Source organism: Bradyrhizobium barranii subsp. barranii, assembly GCF_017565645.3.
Taxonomy (GTDB): domain Bacteria; phylum Pseudomonadota; class Alphaproteobacteria; order Rhizobiales; family Xanthobacteraceae; genus Bradyrhizobium; species Bradyrhizobium barranii.
The window spans coordinates 2,019,091-2,035,164 of record NZ_CP086136.1; the positions used below are offsets into that span (position 1 = coordinate 2,019,091).

General features: G+C 65.9%; 15 protein-coding genes and 2 pseudogenes. 8 read left to right on the plus strand and 9 right to left on the minus strand.

Annotated elements, in window-relative coordinates; genetic code table 11:
* The first annotated feature begins 74 nt into the window (after positions 1 to 74).
* The 3 genes from J4G43_RS09905 to J4G43_RS09915 all read left to right on the plus strand — a co-directional run bounded on the left by J4G43_RS09905 (position 75) and on the right by J4G43_RS09915 (position 2,107).
* Positions 75 to 782 carry a CoA transferase subunit A gene (locus J4G43_RS09905; RefSeq protein WP_028151658.1) on the plus strand — a complete coding sequence of 236 codons (708 nt, stop codon included), beginning with the start codon at positions 75 to 77 and terminating at the stop codon, positions 780 to 782.
* Between the two features lie 16 nt (positions 783 to 798).
* The gene (locus tag J4G43_RS09910; protein WP_208084665.1) at positions 799 to 1,449 is read left to right on the plus strand and encodes a 3-oxoacid CoA-transferase subunit B; all 651 of its coding nucleotides are present in this window, start codon (positions 799 to 801) and stop codon (positions 1,447 to 1,449) included.
* A 190-nt stretch (positions 1,450 to 1,639) separates the two neighbouring features.
* On the plus strand, positions 1,640 to 2,107 hold the full coding sequence (locus J4G43_RS09915; protein WP_225004780.1) for a GNAT family N-acetyltransferase: 468 nt from the start codon (positions 1,640 to 1,642) through the stop codon (positions 2,105 to 2,107).
* Between the two features lie 112 nt (positions 2,108 to 2,219).
* Here the strand turns inward: J4G43_RS09915 and J4G43_RS09920 are convergent, their stop codons facing one another.
* From J4G43_RS09920 to J4G43_RS09930, 3 genes and pseudogenes are all read right to left on the minus strand, one after another.
* Positions 2,220 to 3,083 carry an SUMF1/EgtB/PvdO family nonheme iron enzyme gene (locus J4G43_RS09920; protein ID WP_208084666.1) on the minus strand — a complete coding sequence of 288 codons (864 nt, stop codon included), beginning with the start codon at positions 3,081 to 3,083 and terminating at the stop codon, positions 2,220 to 2,222.
* Positions 3,084 to 3,135: 52 nt separating this feature from the next.
* Positions 3,136 to 4,231, minus strand: a pseudogene (nirK, locus tag J4G43_RS09925) (copper-containing nitrite reductase).
* A gap of 237 nt (positions 4,232 to 4,468) precedes the next feature.
* A complete protein-coding gene (locus J4G43_RS09930; protein WP_208084667.1) occupies positions 4,469 to 4,675 on the minus strand; it encodes a hypothetical protein in 207 nt (68 codons plus the stop codon).
* Positions 4,676 to 4,834: 159 nt separating this feature from the next.
* Between J4G43_RS09930 and hemN the strand changes: the two genes are divergently transcribed.
* Both hemN and J4G43_RS09940 read left to right on the plus strand, forming a co-directional pair.
* Positions 4,835 to 6,187: an oxygen-independent coproporphyrinogen III oxidase gene (gene hemN / locus J4G43_RS09935; protein ID WP_208084668.1), complete on the plus strand. Its 1,353-nt coding sequence runs from the start codon at positions 4,835 to 4,837 to the stop codon at positions 6,185 to 6,187.
* Between the two features lie 335 nt (positions 6,188 to 6,522).
* Positions 6,523 to 6,720: a DUF1858 domain-containing protein gene (locus J4G43_RS09940; RefSeq protein WP_014492467.1), complete on the plus strand. Its 198-nt coding sequence runs from the start codon at positions 6,523 to 6,525 to the stop codon at positions 6,718 to 6,720.
* A gap of 86 nt (positions 6,721 to 6,806) precedes the next feature.
* On the opposite strand, the gene J4G43_RS09945 is transcribed toward J4G43_RS09940, so the two are convergent.
* On the minus strand, positions 6,807 to 7,517 hold the full coding sequence (locus tag J4G43_RS09945; protein WP_039153608.1) for a Crp/Fnr family transcriptional regulator: 711 nt from the start codon (positions 7,515 to 7,517) through the stop codon (positions 6,807 to 6,809).
* Positions 7,518 to 7,658: 141 nt separating this feature from the next.
* Here J4G43_RS09945 and J4G43_RS09950 point away from each other — a divergent pair, with 141 nt between their 5' ends.
* Complete coding sequence (locus J4G43_RS09950; protein ID WP_208084669.1) at positions 7,659 to 8,870, plus strand: NnrS family protein; 1,212 nt, start codon at positions 7,659 to 7,661, stop codon at positions 8,868 to 8,870.
* A 2-nt stretch (positions 8,871 to 8,872) separates the two neighbouring features.
* Here J4G43_RS09950 and J4G43_RS09955 read toward each other — a convergent pair whose 3' ends face one another.
* The gene (locus tag J4G43_RS09955) at positions 8,873 to 9,910 is read right to left on the minus strand and encodes an AraC family transcriptional regulator (protein WP_208084670.1); all 1,038 of its coding nucleotides are present in this window, start codon (positions 9,908 to 9,910) and stop codon (positions 8,873 to 8,875) included.
* A gap of 202 nt (positions 9,911 to 10,112) precedes the next feature.
* On the opposite strand from J4G43_RS09955, the gene J4G43_RS09960 reads away from it, so the two are divergent.
* Complete coding sequence (locus tag J4G43_RS09960; protein WP_063986095.1) at positions 10,113 to 10,733, plus strand: response regulator transcription factor; 621 nt, start codon at positions 10,113 to 10,115, stop codon at positions 10,731 to 10,733.
* Positions 10,734 to 10,917: 184 nt separating this feature from the next.
* Positions 10,918 to 12,594 carry a mucoidy inhibitor MuiA family protein gene (locus tag J4G43_RS09965; RefSeq protein WP_208084671.1) on the plus strand — a complete coding sequence of 559 codons (1,677 nt, stop codon included), beginning with the start codon at positions 10,918 to 10,920 and terminating at the stop codon, positions 12,592 to 12,594.
* Positions 12,595 to 12,804: 210 nt separating this feature from the next.
* On the opposite strand, the gene J4G43_RS09970 is transcribed toward J4G43_RS09965, so the two are convergent.
* The 4 genes and pseudogenes from J4G43_RS09970 to J4G43_RS09985 form a co-directional block, all read right to left on the minus strand.
* A complete protein-coding gene (locus J4G43_RS09970; protein ID WP_208084672.1) occupies positions 12,805 to 13,620 on the minus strand; it encodes a heme ABC transporter ATP-binding protein in 816 nt (271 codons plus the stop codon).
* A pseudogene (locus J4G43_RS09975) lies at positions 13,617 to 14,725 on the minus strand (FecCD family ABC transporter permease). Before J4G43_RS09975 ends, J4G43_RS09970 begins: the two are co-directional and overlap by 4 nt.
* Entirely contained in the window at positions 14,722 to 15,672 is a 951-nt protein-coding gene (locus J4G43_RS09980; protein WP_208084673.1) for a heme/hemin ABC transporter substrate-binding protein, read from the minus strand. Before J4G43_RS09980 ends, J4G43_RS09975 begins: the two are co-directional and overlap by 4 nt.
* Before the next feature lie 6 nt (positions 15,673 to 15,678).
* Complete coding sequence (locus tag J4G43_RS09985; RefSeq protein WP_063981151.1) at positions 15,679 to 15,885, minus strand: hemin uptake protein HemP; 207 nt, start codon at positions 15,883 to 15,885, stop codon at positions 15,679 to 15,681.
* Positions 15,886 to 16,074 lie beyond the last annotated feature (189 nt).

Here is a 16,074-nt window from a genome sequence, read left to right on the forward strand (position 1 = left end):
ACGATTTCGCCTAATAATCGCCGCCAATGAGGCGCGACGCCTGCCAGCCGAAGGTTCACCCGAAGGTTATTTGCATGAACAAGGTCTATCCCGACGCCAAGTCGGCTCTCGAAGGCGTTCTGAAAGACAACATGATGATCATGTCGGGCGGCTTCGGCCTCTGCGGCATCGCCGAGGAGCTGTCGGACGCAATCCGCGAGTCCGGCGTCAAGGGCCTGACGGTCGTCTCCAACAATGCCGGCGTCGACGGTATCGGCCTCAGCCGCCTGCTCGAAACCCGCCAGATCAAGAAGATGATCTCGTCCTATGTCGGCGAGAACAAGCTGTTCGCCCAGCAATTCCTGGCTGGCGAGCTGGAACTCGAATTCAATCCGCAGGGCACGCTGGCCGAGCGTATCCGCGCCGGCGGCGCCGGTATCCCGGCCTTCTACACCAAGACCGGTGTCGGCACGCTGATCGCCGAAGGCAAGGAAGTGAAGGAGTTCGACGGCGAGAAGTACCTGATGGAGCGCGGCCTGTTCGCCGACCTCGCCATCGTCCACGCCTGGAAGGGCGACACCGCCGGCAACCTCATCTACCGCAAGACCGCGCGCAACTTTAATCCGATGATGGCGACCGCCGCCAAGATCACGGTGGCCGAGGTCGAGCATCTGGTTCCGGCCGGTGAACTCAATCCCGACCATATCCACACGCCCGGCATCTTCGTGAAGCGCATCGTCGAGGTCGGCACGGCCAAGAAGCGCATCGAATTCCGCAACACCCGCCCGCGCACCGCCGCTTAAGCGTCAGGAGACTCACATGGCCTGGACCCGTGAACAGATGGCTGCGCGCGCCGCCAAGGAACTACGTGACGGCTACTACGTCAATCTCGGCATCGGCATCCCGACGCTGGTCTCGAACTTCATCCCCGATGGGGTCGATGTCAGCCTCCAGAGCGAGAACGGCATGCTCGGCATGGGCCCGTTCCCCTATGAGGACGAGGTGGATGCCGACCTCATCAATGCCGGCAAGCAGACCGTGAGCGAGCTACCCTCGACCTCGTATTTCTCGAGCGCGGATTCCTTCGGGATGATCCGCGGCGGCCACATGGACCTGTCGATCCTTGGCGCCATGCAGGTGGCCCAGAACGGCGATCTCGCCAACTGGATGATCCCCGGCAAGATGGTCAAGGGCATGGGCGGCGCGATGGATCTCGTCGCCGGCGTCAAGCGCGTCGTCGTCGTGATGGAGCATTCGGCCAAGGACGGCTCGAAGCTGCTGAAGAAGTGCAACCTGCCGCTGACCGGCGTGCGCGTGGTCGACATGGTCGTCACCGATCTCGCGGTCTTCACCATCGACAAGCACGGCGACGGCGGCATGGCGCTGATCGAGCTCGCCGACGGCGTCTCGCTCGACGAGGTCAAGGCCAAGACCGAAGCCGAATTCCGCGTCGCGCTGAAGAATACGTAAGGTCGTCGCAACGGGGGCGCGCATGACGATACGGTCTGCGCGTCCCGAAGACGCCGATTTCATCGCACAGACCATCCTGTCGTCGCAGCGCGGCTATCGGCCGCGCGGCTGGTTCGACGTCGCGCTCGGCTAGCCCCAGGCACAGTGCCGCGATTTCATCGCGCGCATCACGACCGCACACGCGGTGTCGATGTGGCATGTCTCGCAATTCCTGATCGCCGAGATCGATGGCAAGCCTGCTGCCGCGTTGTGCGCACTGCCGGCGGCCGGCACGGGACCTGCGGCCTGGCGAGCCATCGAGGAGGTCGGTGCCGCGACCGGGCTTGCCGCGCCGGAGCTGGAAGCCATCCGTCGCCGCGGCACCTACACGCGCGCCTGCTGGGTTCAGGGCGGCGAGGGCGACTGGATGATCGAGCACGTCGCGACCGATCCCGCCTATGGCGGTCGCGGCCTCGTGCAGGCGTTGCTTGCGCGCGCACTGGATAAGGGACGAGCGGCCGGATTTGCCCGCGCGACGATATCGTTCCTGATCGGCAATCAGCCGGCCGAACGCGCCTACGCCAAGGCTGGATTTGTCTTCGCCGAAGAGAAGCGCGATCCCGCGTTCGAGGCGATCATCGGCGCGCCCGGATTTCGCATGTTTGCGCGAGCGATGTGATGCGCCGTAGCCCGGATGGAGCGTAGCGAAATCCGGGGTGCTCGTGGATGGTCCGATCCCGGATTGCGCTGCGCTCCATCCGGGCTACTCGGCGATACTACGACCGCGCCGCTCACACCTTGCCCCACCGCGCCGACACGCTTGCGACCCACGACGGCTCCTCGCGCACCAGGCGGAAGCCGAGATTGGCGGGCGGCACGCCCTGTGCGCAACCGCCGGCGCGGGCGTCGCGGATGAAGTCGGTGACGTAGGCGCGGTGCGCACCCTCGGCGACGCGCACGCCGCAATTCACGGTCGGGCGGCCGGCATTGCCGGCTGCGTCGATCCGCGAGCGCACGAAGCAGGTCGAGGTCCATTCCCAGACATTGCCGGCGAGATCTTCGATTCCATGCTCGTTCGCGCCGAACTTGCCGAACGGATAGGCCGTCGTGTCGGAGAGGTCGCGCTCGGATTCACGCTCGTAACGGCTGAGCCAGCGCTTTGAAGGATCGTCTGCGTCCACAGGCGCGCCGTCGTCCCTGAACCGGGAGCCGGCCGCAAAGGCCCATTCCGCGTCGCTCGGCAGGCGATAGGTGTGGCCGGTCTTGTGCGACAGCCAGCCCGCATAGGCCTGCGCATCGTGCCAGCTCACCTGGACCGCGGGACGATCGGACGCAATCGCGACGCCGCGATCGAGCGCGCGGCACGCGCCATCCTGCACGCAAAGCTGATAGTCGGATGACGAGACCTGGTGCCGCATGATGTGCAGCGGCCGGTTGAAGCGCATCGCGCGCAGCGGCACTTCGGCCTGCAGCCCCGCGCGGGTGAAATCGCCGGCCTCGCGATAGGAGAGATTACCCGGCGCGACCCTGACGATGGCAGGCTCCGTCGCCGTACCATGGACCGCCATGTCCGAGACCAGCGGCGCCACGGCGATCGGCCCTGCGAGTCCTGCGGCGCAGGCGAGCAGCAGTTTCAGCTTGAATGCGATCAGCATGGTCGTCCCCCGAAGAAGGAAGGGGCCGGCGATGACCGGCCCCCTGTCGCGTCTAGTTGGTGTTGGGAGCCGGTATCTCCGCGGGCGCCTTCACCTGGGTCATCAGATCGTCGTTCCACTTGCCTTCGACCTTGAAGTGCGCGGTGGCGCCGAGGTCGGCTGCCTCGATCAGATTATGCGTGACATAGGCGTAGATGCCGGGCTGCAGGAGCTTGTAGAGCGCAGCTCCCGCCGAGCCGCCGCGGATGAACCAGGTCTCGAGTCCCGTCTCCGGCGCGTTGGAGAATTTTCCGGTCTCCCAGACATTCGCCATGGCCGCCGATCAGGTGCGGACGGCTGTCGCGATTGGCCTGCGAATGCACGATCAGCACGTTCTCGCCGACCTTGGCCGTCAGCGCGTTCTTGCCGGTGAGCGCACCGACCTTGCCGTTGAACACCACGTGGGAGGGGATCAGCTTCTTCATCACCTCTTCGGTCTCGGTGAAGGCTTCGCCCGGCGAATCATAGGACTTAAAGTTGCCCTTCTCGTCGCGCGGCACATACATGTCCTGCTCGCCGACATAGTAGACCTTGTCGTATTTCAGCGCATGGCCCTTGCCGTCGTTCAGGCCGTCGCGCGGCAGCACCATCACCGCGCCGTTCATGCCGGAGACGACATGCCAGGGGATCATCGGGCCGCCCGGGGCGCAGTGATAGACGAACACGCCGGTCCGCGTTGCCTTCCAGCGCAGCACGACCTGCTCGCCGGGATTGACCAGCGTGAGCTCAGCGCCGCCGAGGGCACCGGTCGCGGAGTGGAAGTCGATGTTGTGCGGCATGGTGTTGGTCGCGGGATTGACCAGCGTCACCTCGACGTAGTCGCCTTCATGCACGACCATCAGCGGACCCGGCATCGAGCCGTTGAAGGTCATGGCCTGGAACGTGGTGCCCTTGTCGTCGATGACGACCTTCTTCTCCTCGATGTTGAGCTTGAACTCGACGATCTTGGGCCCTTGCGTCGTCGCTTGCTCGTGCGCGTGCACGAAGGGCGGGGCGACCAGCTCGACCTTCTGCCGCGGCAGCTTGAGGTCGCCGGCGGCGAACGTGGGTGTCGCAAGCATCAGGGCGGTCGCGGCGGCGCTGATCAATGCGGCTCTGCGGGTGAACATCGGAAGCATCCTTCATCTGAAAGGGTTTTGATGACGGATGCAGTCTGCGCCTGTTACGGCAAGAGTGTTTGCGCTGCGACAAGCTTTTGCCGAATTCGCCTCCGGTAAAATCCTTAGGAGGTTTGCCGAAGCGCGTATCGGCAGTGCGAAGCGCACGACGTCGCGTGGCGTCAGTTGCGCCAGCGGCAAATCGTTCGCATGTTCAGCTGCGCTCGATTGTGAATGTTTGGTTGTCGATTAGAGAAGCTGGATCGCAATCCAGACCGTGCCCCAGACCGCGAGCGACAGCGCGGCAAAGATGGCGGCGGTGATCGCCAGCACCCGCACGAGATAACCTGCGCCGACGGAGGGTGCCGCGGGGGCGGGACGAAGATCGTCGAGGCGCGGGATATGACCGCGAACGCCGGTGAGCCAGAGAACGAGATCGAGCGCGAGCGACGCCATGGCCTATCTCCAGTGAGTCATGATTGAACGTCATCTTGGCCCCGATCCGGCGTTCGGACTTTGAGCGAGCGCAAGGTGGTCCGCCCGAAAACGGGTCATCCAATGGCATCCGGGATTTGCCGCGCCACCGCGCGGCATCGATTTACGAATGGGTAAGATATGAGGACCGATCTCGCAGCGAGCTACGGCGAAGAGAGATTGCCGCGGTACACGAGCTATCCGACCGCGCCGCATTTTTCGCCGGCGGTCGGCCCGGATACTTATGCCGAATGGCTCGCCGGACTCCCGGCAGGCGCCAGCGCGTCACTTTATTTGCACGTGCCGTTCTGCCGCGAGATGTGCTGGTATTGCGGCTGCCATACCCAGATCGTCCGCCGCGACGGGCTGATCGCGGCCTATCAGCGGACCCTCCGCAGCGAGATCGCGCAGGTGTCTGAAACCATCGGCCGCCGCATCAAGGTCGAGCACATCCATTTCGGTGGCGGCACGCCGACCATCATGGCGCCGGAGGCCTTTGCCGAGTTGATGGCGGCGATGCGCCATTCGTTCTTCGTACTGCCCTCGGCCGAAATTGCGGTCGAGATCGACCCGCGCACGCTGACATCAGAGATGGTGGAGGCCATGCGGCTCTCCGGCGTCAACCGCGCCAGCCTGGGCGTGCAGAGCTTCGATCCGGTCGTGCAGCGCGCGATCAATCGCGTGCAGAGCTATGAGCAGACGGCTTCCGTCGTCGATAGGCTGCATCGCGCCGGCATCAACGGGATCAACTTCGACCTCATCTATGGGCTGCCGCACCAGACCGTCGCGTCCTGCCTGGACACCGTTCGGCGCAGCCTCGAACTCGGGCCCGATCGTTTCTCGGTGTTCGGCTATGCGCATGTGCCTGACTTCAAGAAGCACCAGCGCATGATCAACGAGACCGCGCTGCCCGACGGCCTCGCGCGTCATGACCAGGCCTGCGCGATCGCCAATGCGTTGAAGGAGGCCGGCTACGTCCAGATCGGGCTCGACCATTTCGCACGCCCCGACGACGCCATGGCCGTGGCCTTCGAGGAACGGACGCTGCGGCGCAATTTCCAAGGCTACACCACCGACAAGGGCGAAGTACTGCTCGGTTTCGGCGCGAGCGCGATCGGGCATCTGCCGCAGGGCTATGTGCAGAACCAGGTGCAGATCGGCGCCTACGCCCAGAGCGTCGCCGCCGGCCGCCTCGCCACCGCGAAGGGCTACGGGCTCACCGACGACGACCGGCTGCGCGCCGACATCATCGAGCGCATCATGTGCGAGTTCAGCGCCGATCTCGGCGACATCTGTGCGCGACATGGCGCGGAGCCCGAAGCGATGCTGCAATCGGCTGCGCGCCTGAAGCCGTTGATCTCGGACGGCATCGTCAGGCTCGACGGCGACCGTCTCGCGGTCGCAAGCGACTCGCGCTTCCTGGTCCGCAGCGTCGCCGCGGCGTTCGACGCGCATCTGGACCCGGCGAAGCAGTTGCACAGCAGGGCGGTGTAGTTCACCTCGCGCCGCCTACGGCAGTTTTGCATATGAGCTTGGCGGGGTCTGAGCGAGCGCCTCGTCCTTCGAGACGACCGCTCCGCGGTCTCCTCAGGATGAGGCTGAGCGGCGGCTTTGCCTGTCGAAATAGTGACCACGTACTCCGTCCTCATCCTGAGGGCTCGCCGGAGGTGGGCGTCTCGAAGGATGGCTGCGGGCGAGCTTCCCGCCACGTTTTCTCATATGCGATAGCCCTGCGGCTTGCGGGGAGAGGGAGAAGCAACCACCAGCTTGCGCTTCAACAAAGAAGCTCGGACCCACCCCGCTATCGTCACTTCGGAACGGAGTTGTCCATGCCCTTCCGATCCGACGATCTGGTCGATGACATCATGCGTGCGGCACCGCACACGATCCGCGTGTTCCTCGCCTTCAGGATGGCTTGCGTCGGCTGTCCGATCGCGACCTTCCATACCGTGGAAGACGCCTGCCGCGAGCATGGCATCGATCGCGACAAATTCCTCGCTGCGCTGTGCGAATGCGTGCCGGCGTGAGGCGAGTCGGAGTTCGCGCGGGTCGCGCGCGGATTCCCGGGTGAGGGCGGGCTTGCGCCGTAAGCGGAAGCGCCCTCACCCCTATCTTACGCAGAATTGCCGTCCGCCGTACGCTCCGCCAGCACGACTATCTTGTGCGGATCGCGCAGGATGATGCGCTGGCGGCCGCTCTCGACGAGGCCCTGGCTCTCCCAGCCGCTCAAGATGCGGCTGACGGTGTGCAGCGTGGTGCCGGTCATCTGCGCGATGTCCTGGCGGCTGATCGGGAAGTCGATCTCGATGCCGTGGTCGAGCTTCTTGCCGGACTGTTTTGCGAGCCGCAGCAGCGCATGCGCGACGCGCTGCTCGACCTGCTGGGTCGACATTTCCAGGATGCGGGTGTGGCTCTCCTGCAGCCGCGCGCCGACGGTTTGCAGCGTGTTGGCGGCGATTGCCGGAAACCGCTCGATCAGCCGCGGCCAGGCCGAATTTGGCCAGATCAGCACCACGCTGTCGTCGACCGCCATCGCAGTTGCCGGATAGTGCGCGGCTCCAATCGCCATCGCGAGCCCGAAGGTCTCGCCGGGGGCGACGTAGCGCACGACGATCTGCTCGCCGGTCGGGGTGGTCTTGGCCGCGCGGACGTGGCCGTGCAGCAGCAGGAAGAAGGATTGCGCGTCGGCGCCCTGCTCGAAAATGGCGGTGTTCCTGGGGTACCGCGCTGAACGGGCCTCGCGCAGGATTTCCTCGAGGTCCTCCGGTTTGACGCCTGAAAACAGCGGCAAATGCGCAACCAGCGATGTGTCGACCTTGGCCATTCTGCCTCCTTGGCATCAGGGAGTGTGATGGCACCTGTATTCGTCAGGCAGTTTGCGATAGCGCAAAACGGGCCGGCCGGACGGCAGTATTTTTCCAAATGACGATCCAGGTGACCGTCCGAATTCAGAGGAGTTGCCCCCATGGCTGGCGCCCGATCCCGTAACTTTGAGGGCTGGCCGCTGTTTGCGAACAGCTTTCGGCCTTTTTTCCTGCTCGCCGCGATTCAAGCGGGGCTTTCTATCCTGGCGTGGCTGCCGATGTTCTACGGCGAATTGTCGGTCAGTTCGGCCTTCGCGCCGCGCGACTGGCACGTCCACGAAATGCTCTATGGCTTCCTGCCGGCGGTGATCACGGGATTCCTGTTCACGGCGATCCCGAACTGGACCGGGCGGCTGCCGATCCAGGGGACGTCGCTGGGCGCGCTGCTGGTGGTGTGGCTGGCCGGACGTTTTGCGGTGACCCTGTCCGCCGATATCGGTTGGGCGTTCGCGCTCGTCGTCGACGCCGCCTTCCTGGCATTGGTCGTTGCCGCGGCCACGCGCGAAATCATCGCGGGCGGCAATTGGCGCAATCTGCCGGTGGTAGTGCTCGTGCTGGTGCTGCTCGCCGGTAACGTCGCCTTCCATCTCGAAGCGCACTTCGAGGGCGCGGCCGATGTCAGCATCCGCGTCGGCATCGGCGTGGTCGTGCTGCTGATCTCGCTGATCGGCGGCCGCATCATCCCGAGCTTCACCCGCAACTGGCTGGTCAAGTTCAATCCCGGCCGCCTGCCGGTTCCGTTCGGGCGTTTTGACGGCGCGGTGATCGGATTGAGCGCGCTCGCGCTGATCGCATGGATCGTGGCGCCGCTGAACACGGTCACCGGCGCGGTGATGGCACTGGTCGGCGGGCTGCACCTGGTGCGGCTTGCACGCTGGGCCGGCGACCGCACCACGCGCGAGCGTCTGCTGCTGATCCTGCATGTCGGTTACGTCTTCGTGCCGCTGGGCTTCCTGCTGCATGCCCTGGCTGTCTTCGGCGCGCTGCCGCCGAGCGCGGGCATTCACGCCTGGATGGCTGGCGCGGCCGGAACCATGACGCTTGCGGTGATGACGCGCGCGAGCCTCGGGCATACCGGACAGGCGTTGACGGCCTCGCCCGCGACGCAGGGGATTTACGCTGCGATCATCATCGCGGCGCTGGCGCGGGTCGCTGCCGTGGTGTTGCCTGCGCATGGCGATGTCCTGCTGCACATCGCCGCCTGCGGATGGGTCGTCGCGTTCCTCGGCTTTGCGATTGCGTTCGGGCCGCTGCTCGCCGGCAGCCCCCGGCGCGCCCTTGCCATCATGGGCGTGCCCGCTCCGGCACGCTGAGCCTAGGCCGCGGACGCCGAGGGAACGCCGGCGCGCTTGGCCAGCGGCCGCACGCCCTTGCGCCATGCGGTGATGGTGCAGCCGAAGCGGCCACGGAACCAGCGCGCCATCGCGCTCTGCGCGGAGAAGCCGAGCTGGGTGGCGATATCGGCCAGCGGCCGGCCGGGGTCGTCGATCAGCTGGGTCACGAGATCGGCGCGCTGCGCGTCGAGGATCGCCGAGAAGCTGGTGCCCGATGCGGCGAGGTGCCGATGGATGGTGCGGCGGGTGCAGGCGAGATGCTCGGCCACGCGCTCGACCGTGCAGTCGCCGCTTGCGAGCAGGATGCGTACCACCTCGTCGACCTTCTCCTCCCAGTTTGCCGGCCGCGTCTCGATCGCCTCGATCCGCTTGCGCAGATAGCTCGCGATCAGCGGATGCGCGCTCGGGATCCGCCGCTCCATGTCATGCGCCGACAACAGGATCGCATCGTCATCGGCATTGAAGGTGACGCGGCAACCGAAGAAGTCGCGGTAGCGCTTGCGGTCGTGTGGCGGCGGATAATGCAGATGCACCTCGAGCGGCCGCCAGTCGCTGCTGAACAGCGACTGGATGATGCGGTGGACGCTGCCGAGCGCCATGTCGATCGACTGGCGCGGCGCGGTCGGCTGCCGGCCGCGCAGATGCAGTGTGACCGTCACGGTCTGCTTGTCGCGCGTGACCTCAAGCTTCATGCCGTCATGATGAACGTGGATGAAGCGCGAGAACGCTTCGATGGCCTCGCCGACGGTCGCCTGTTCACGCACGATCAGGCCGACCGCGCCGAAATTGGTGAGCCCGCCACGCTCGGCGAGCCGCAAGCCGAAATCTTCGGCACCCGATGCCTCTGCCGACAATTCGAGCAGCCGGCGCAGGCTGGTCACGGCAATGGGGGTATCGGGCTTGTCGAGAACGGCCAGCGGCAGCCTGACCTTGCGCATCATCTGTTTGGGGTCGAGCCCGACCGACCGGGCGACATCCGGGTAGTAGCTCAAGCCTGCGCTGCGAATGAGGTCGGTCATGCGACCCGTTCCTGCCAGCCATTCCCGCAGATGTCCCGAAATGTAAAGTTTCTGTCCCGATCCGTCAAATCCGGGAACAGGATGGAACATACATAAGGGAAACCGAAGCACGGGCGTGAATGCCGTGCGCATGACGGCGCGGCGCGACGATGCCCCGCTGCCGTCTCGGGCCATTTGACCAAGACATTGCTGGATCGGGATGATGCCGGGAAACATGCTTTCCAAGGGTGAGGTATTCGTCATTGAAACTGACGCAGCCTCCCGCGAACAACTTTCAATGGCGCTTCAACAGAGCGCCTATGACGTGATCTGCTTTGCCGACGGCGCGTCGCTGCTGTCGGAAGCCAAGGCGCGGATGCCGGCCTGCGTGCTGCTGGAGATGCCGCCGGATCGTTCTGCCCTCGACGTGCTCAAGCGCCTGCGCGAGGAGAACTGCATGGCGCCGGTCCTGGTGACCTCGGCGAACGGCAGCATCGCCATGGCGGTCGACGCGATCAAGAGCGGCGCGGCCGACTTCATCGAGAAGCCGTTCCGCACCCGCGACATCGTCGACCGGATCGATGCTGCCATCGACGAGTTCGCGCAGCCGGGTTCAAACCGGCAACGCTGGCTGCCCGGCTGCGAGCCCCTGACCGGGCGCGAAGTCGATGTGCTCGAGCACCTCGCTGCCGGCCTGACCAACAAGGAGATCGCCCGGCGCATACATCTGAGTGCGCGGACGGTCGAAGGCTACCGCGCAGGCATCCTGAAGAAGGCCGGCGCCCGCAACGTGACCGATCTGCTCCGCCGCATCTTCGGCCAGGGTTCGCCCACCCCGGTTTAAGGACCTAAGTTTAACGGCTTCGCCGCGAGTCGACGACACGTTCCGCGGCCTTGGTGCGGCCGCGGCGGCGCCCCACGGAAACCCCAATCGAACCAGTTCCTTCCCTGCCGCGTCCAACCATGTTGGCGAGGCATTTGATCGCACGCGTCCGGCTGGCGGCGCGGCGATACGGCAGGAGGGACTTATGCGCATCACCGCAAGATGTTTGGCAACGACGAGCCTGGTTCTGGTGACCATGGCGACGGCGTCGCCATCATGGGCCGCCGATGTGGACGCCACATCGGCCATCGACACCGTCACGGTCTATCCGGACGGCGCCACCGTCACCCGTATCATCGCGCTGGACCTCGCCTCCGGCGACAGCACGCTGGTCGCCAAGGACTTTCCGCTCTCGCTCGATCCGTCCTCCCTGCGGGTCGAGGGCGAGGCGGGCGCAAAACTCACCATCGGGACGATCGACGCGCGGCCGCCGCGCGCGGCGCCTCCCGTCAACCTGCCCGAGCTCGACAAGCGCATCGAAGCGTTGAAGGATCAGCGCGCCGATCTGCAAGGCGATATCGACGCGGCCACCGCCCGGCGCAAATTCGCGCAGCACTTTGCGGAGGCTTCTCCCGCCGGCCTTGGCGAGAAGGGCGAGGCTCGGCCGATCACCGAATGGCGCGCGGCCTTTACGGCGGTCGCCGAGGAGATCGCGACCGCCGACACCGCGATCCGCGATGCCGCGCGCAAGCAGCGCGAGATCGATCGGCAGCTCGCGCAACTGGAGGCGGAACGTTCGGCCAAGCCGCCGAGCAAGCTCGAGGTTCGCATCGATGTCGCCTCCGCCGCCGCGACGAAGGCGACGTTGCGGGTGACTTATGCAGTCCGCAATGCGCGCTGGCTGCCGCTGTATGATGCCCGGCTCGACACTGGTGCCAAGGACCGCAAGCCGCAGCTCGAGCTGGTTCGCCGCGCCGAAGTGACACAGTCGACCGGCGAAGACTGGTCGAACGTCAGCCTCGGTGTTTCCACCGTTCGCGTCAGCCGCGGCGGCAGCGCGCCGGAGCTGAATTCGCTGGTTGTGAGGTATCCGCAACTGCCGAAGCCGCTGGCCTTGGGCGCGGCGTCGGACATGGCGATGCCCGCGCAGCCGATGACGCGGCAGGCGCAATCTCCGGCGATGGCGAAAGCGGCGGAGCCCGAGCTGCGTGAGCGCGCGGACGAGCAGCAGGCCAACGCCGAGATCGGCGATTTCCAGGCCGTGTATCAGATCAGCGGCCGCGTCAGTCTTGGCGCCAATGAGGGCGCCAAGAGCCTGCTCATCTCCTCCATGACGGTGACGCCCGACCTCGCCATCCGCGCCGCCCCGGTCGCGGATCCCACCGCTTACCTCGAGGCGTCATTCAAGCTTGCCGAGGATACCAATCTGCTGCCCGGTAAGGTCGCGATCTTCCGCGACGGCACGTTCGTCGGTCGCAGCAAATTTTCGACCGCCGCGCGGAACGACGCGATCCGGCTCGGCTTCGGCGCCGACGACAAGATCAAGATCGAGCGCACCGTCATCAGGCAGAACGAAGGCACGGCCGGCGTGATCTCGTCCTCCAAGACCGACACGCGTTCGTTCCGCACCATCGTCCGCAACGGGCACGACTTCCCGATCCGCATCGCGATCGAGGATCAGCTTCCGGTCAGCGAGAACGAGGATATTGGCGTCGAGATGCTGTCCTCGACCACGCCGCCCACGACCACCAATCTGCGCGACAAGCGCGGCGTGCTGGAATGGGCGTTCGACGCAAAACCCGGCGAGATCAAGGAGATCAAGTTCGCCTGGCGCGTCCGCTGGCCCAAGGACAAGGGCATGGTGATCGTGCCGGCGGGGTAATGCGCCCGATCTGAACCGAGGCGCGGCGCCGTCCTTCTTACCTCGCCCCGCCTGCGGGGAGAGGTCGGATTGCATCGAAGATGCAATCCGGGTGAGGGGGTACAGGTCTCTCGACGATCTCGCGTGTGGAGAGAGGCCCCTCACCCCAACCCTCCCAGCGCGAGCGAAGCTCGTCGCAGCCCCGTAAGAACGGGGAGCGGGAGTGCATCTTCACCGCGGCGGCAGTTCGGCTCGCGCCGCCGCCCGCATCGATTGCGGCAGCACGTAGGGCACGCCGTCGTCGGCCTGATGAACGACGGCGTCGATTTCGAAGATGTCGCGAATGGTCTCGCGCGTGACGATTTCCGCGCGCGGGCCGTCGGCAGCGAGCCTGCCGCCGTTCAGGACGATCAGCCGGTCGGCGAAGCGGATCGCGAGATTGAGATCGTGCAGGATCGCGATCACGGCTGTGCCGCCTGCGGCGCGGCGGCGCGCGGCTTCGACGAGGTCGATCTGGTGGCGCAGATCGAGGCTCGATGTCGGCTCGTCCAGCAACAGGAGCCCCGGACCGTGTTCCGCTTCGCCGCAGGCGAGCTGCACCAGAACGCGGGCGAAATGGGTGCGCTGCTGCTCGCCGCCGGATAGCGTCGGCAATTGCCGTTCGCGAAAATGCGCGAGGCCAACCTCGTCCAGCGCGGCGTCGACGAGCGACACGGCATCGCGCAGGCTGCGGTCGCCCGCGCCCATCAGCACGATCTCCTCGACCGTGAAGGGGAAGGTGACGTTGATGTGCTGGGACAGCATCGCACGGCGCGCGGCGAGCTCGCGCGGTGTATAGCTCGCTATGTCGCGCTGCTTCAGCCGGACCTCGCCGTCGCTGGGGCGGAGATCGCCGGAGAGCAGCCGCAGCAGCGTCGACTTGCCGGCGCCGTTCGGGCCGATGATCGCGACCATTTCGCCGGCTTCAACCGACAGACCGACCCCATCGAGCAGCGTGGCGCGGCCGGCGCGCTTGCTGAGACCTCGCGCCTCGATCACGGCGCTCATAGCGCGGCGAGCCCGCGCTGGCGCAGCAGGATGCCGAGGAAGACAGGCGCGCCGACCGCGGCGGTCAAGATGCCGATCGGCATCTCCGCGGGCGCCACGATGGTGCGCGCCAGCGTGTCGGCGCCGACCATCAGGATCGCGCCGAGCAGCACCGAGGCCGGCAGCAGCAGGCGATGCGCAGGTCCGATAACGAGACGGAGCAGGTGCGGCACGACGATGCCGACGAAGCCGATGACGCCGCTGATCGACACCGCGACCCCGGTCATGGCGGAGACCATGACGATCGAGATCCGCTTGAGGCGCTCGACATCGACGCCGCCGTGAAACGCGTCGGCCTCGCCGAGCACCAGCAGATCGAGGCCGCGCGCAATATACGCGCAGGCGCCGAGCCCGATGATGAGGATCGGCGCGAGCACGGCGGCCTTGGTCCAGGTCGCGCCGCTCATCGAGCCCAGCAGCCAGAATGTAATGTCGCGAAGCTGGCGGTCGTCGGCGATGAACACCAGAAGCCCGATGCCGGCATTGGTGATGGCAGTGATGGCGACGCCGGCGAGCAGGAAGATCGCGATCGAGGTCCGCCCCGCGCGGCTGGAGATGCCGTAAAGGATCGCGGTCGTGGCCAGCGAGCCCGCAAAGGCCGCGAGCGGCAACAGCTCGGTCTGGAGGAAGCGCAATGTCTCGCCGAAGCGCGAGTCGGTGAAGACGATCGCGCTTGCCGCCGCGAGCGCGCCGCCGCGAGCGCGCCGCCGCTGGAGACCCCGACCAGCGCGGGATCGGCGAGCGGGTTACGAAACAATCCTTGCATGATCGCGCCGGCCGCGGCGAGCAGGCCGCCGACCATCGCAGTCGCCGCGATCCGGGGAATCCGGATCGACCACAGCACCAGCTGGTCGCGCGTCGTCACGGCGTCGGCGGTGGTGTTGCCTGCAAGACCGAGTGCGGCGGGCAAGCGAGAGAGGGGAATTCCGGCTGCGCCCACGGTCAGCGCAACGATGGCGGTGGCGGCGAGGATCACCAAGAGGAGGGGAATGGCAATCGACGTAAATCGCCGTCCTGCGCCCGCGCGGCGCGGGCTCCGCGAGTCCGTCCCGATCGCCACGCTCATTGCCGGCAGTTCGCCGCCGACAGAGCCGACGTGAAGGCGCCGCCCTCGGCCAATGCCGGATAGAGCTTGACGGAGAGATCACGGGCCGCCGCGGCCGTGCGCGGGCCGAAGCCGAGCAGATAGAGCCCGTCCATCGTGATGAAGCTCTTGTTGGCCGCGACCGGCGTCAAGGCGAAGCCGGGATGGGTGTAGACCGCGTCGGCCTGCAGTGAATCCTTGCCGCGCTCGATCGACAGCACGACGTCGGGTTTTGCCGCGACGATCGCCTCGTCGCCGATGTTCTTGTAGCCGTCGTAATCCTCGACCGCGTTTGTGGCGCCTGCAAGCTGGATGATCTCGTCGGCGGCGGTCTTGTGACCGGCGACCATCGCCCGTCCGTTCAGGAGCGACATCACGAACATCACGCGGACCGGCTTCGTGACCTTGGCACGCAGTGCGCGCAGCTGCGCAAGATCCGCAGCCACTGCGGTCGCCAGGCATTCGGCGCGCGCATCGACGCCCATGGCATGGCCGACCAGCTTGATCTTCTCGATCAGGCCTTCCTCGGAGAAGGTCTCGGGCACCAGCACCAGCGGCACCTTTGCCGTCTCCAGGAGGTCCATGGTCTCGCGCGGGCCCGATCCCTGGATCGCCAGGATCAGGGTCGGGTTGAGGCCCAGCACGCCCTCGGCCGAAATCTGGCGCATGTAGCCGACATTGGGTTTGTCGTGCAGCGCCGCTGCCGGATAGAGGCTCGTGGTGTCGACGCCGACCAGGCGGCTCTCCAGCCCGAGCGCATAGAGGATCTCGGTGATGGCGCCGCCGATCGAGACCGTGCGAGCGAAGTCGGAAACGGCGACATCGCGATTGCGTGCGTCATGCACCGTGATACCGGCGGCGTGCGCGGTCGAGGCGAGCGAGATGGTGCCGGTGAGCAGGAGGTTTGCGAGGGTGCGACAAAATGTCATTGCAGGTTACTTCGTCAGGATCAGCTTGTTCTGCGAGGTCAGGCGAAGGCGATAGGCGTCCTCGCCATGCGCGATGATGATCTCGCGCTCCGCCGCAAACAGCTCGCGGCTGTCGATCCGGCTCCCGCGTATGGTCAAACTTCTCGTTGTTGCAGAAGGGCTTTGTGTCGGCCCTGCCGCATCGCCGCTATTGTCTCCGGACGTTGCTGACATGGTAGGTGTGATGCGCTTTCGAAATTTCAGATGCGTCTTGTTTGTATAAGCGGCATCAGGCGCATTCCAACGGCGGCAATTTACAATCGATATAAACTGCAACCCGATGACATTGACCGTCAGGGTGTTGCCACGTAACCAAATGGAACAATGCGGGCCGGGGGGCCTGCACCAGAGAATAGCCAGCCA

Excerpts from the sequence above, each read along its gene's own strand:
- J4G43_RS09905 (WP_028151658.1), top strand. The coding sequence starts at position 75 with ATGAACAAGGTCTATCCCGACGCCAAGTCGGCTCTCGAAGGCGTTCTG.
- J4G43_RS09910 (WP_208084665.1), top strand. The coding sequence starts at position 799 with ATGGCCTGGACCCGTGAACAGATGGCTGCGCGCGCCGCCAAGGAACTA.
- J4G43_RS09915 (WP_225004780.1), top strand. The coding sequence starts at position 1,640 with ATGTGGCATGTCTCGCAATTCCTGATCGCCGAGATCGATGGCAAGCCT.
- J4G43_RS09920 (WP_208084666.1), bottom strand. The coding sequence starts at position 3,083 with ATGCTGATCGCATTCAAGCTGAAACTGCTGCTCGCCTGCGCCGCAGGA.
- J4G43_RS09930 (WP_208084667.1), bottom strand. The coding sequence starts at position 4,675 with ATGGCGTCGCTCGCGCTCGATCTCGTTCTCTGGCTCACCGGCGTTCGC.
- hemN (WP_208084668.1), top strand. The coding sequence starts at position 4,835 with ATGAGGACCGATCTCGCAGCGAGCTACGGCGAAGAGAGATTGCCGCGG.
- J4G43_RS09940 (WP_014492467.1), top strand. The coding sequence starts at position 6,523 with ATGCCCTTCCGATCCGACGATCTGGTCGATGACATCATGCGTGCGGCA.
- J4G43_RS09945 (WP_039153608.1), bottom strand. The coding sequence starts at position 7,517 with ATGGCCAAGGTCGACACATCGCTGGTTGCGCATTTGCCGCTGTTTTCA.
- J4G43_RS09950 (WP_208084669.1), top strand. The coding sequence starts at position 7,659 with ATGGCTGGCGCCCGATCCCGTAACTTTGAGGGCTGGCCGCTGTTTGCG.
- J4G43_RS09955 (WP_208084670.1), bottom strand. The coding sequence starts at position 9,910 with ATGACCGACCTCATTCGCAGCGCAGGCTTGAGCTACTACCCGGATGTC.
- J4G43_RS09960 (WP_063986095.1), top strand. The coding sequence starts at position 10,113 with ATGCCGGGAAACATGCTTTCCAAGGGTGAGGTATTCGTCATTGAAACT.
- J4G43_RS09965 (WP_208084671.1), top strand. The coding sequence starts at position 10,918 with ATGCGCATCACCGCAAGATGTTTGGCAACGACGAGCCTGGTTCTGGTG.
- J4G43_RS09970 (WP_208084672.1), bottom strand. The coding sequence starts at position 13,620 with ATGAGCGCCGTGATCGAGGCGCGAGGTCTCAGCAAGCGCGCCGGCCGC.
- J4G43_RS09980 (WP_208084673.1), bottom strand. The coding sequence starts at position 15,672 with ATGACATTTTGTCGCACCCTCGCAAACCTCCTGCTCACCGGCACCATC.
- J4G43_RS09985 (WP_063981151.1), bottom strand. The coding sequence starts at position 15,885 with ATGTCAGCAACGTCCGGAGACAATAGCGGCGATGCGGCAGGGCCGACA.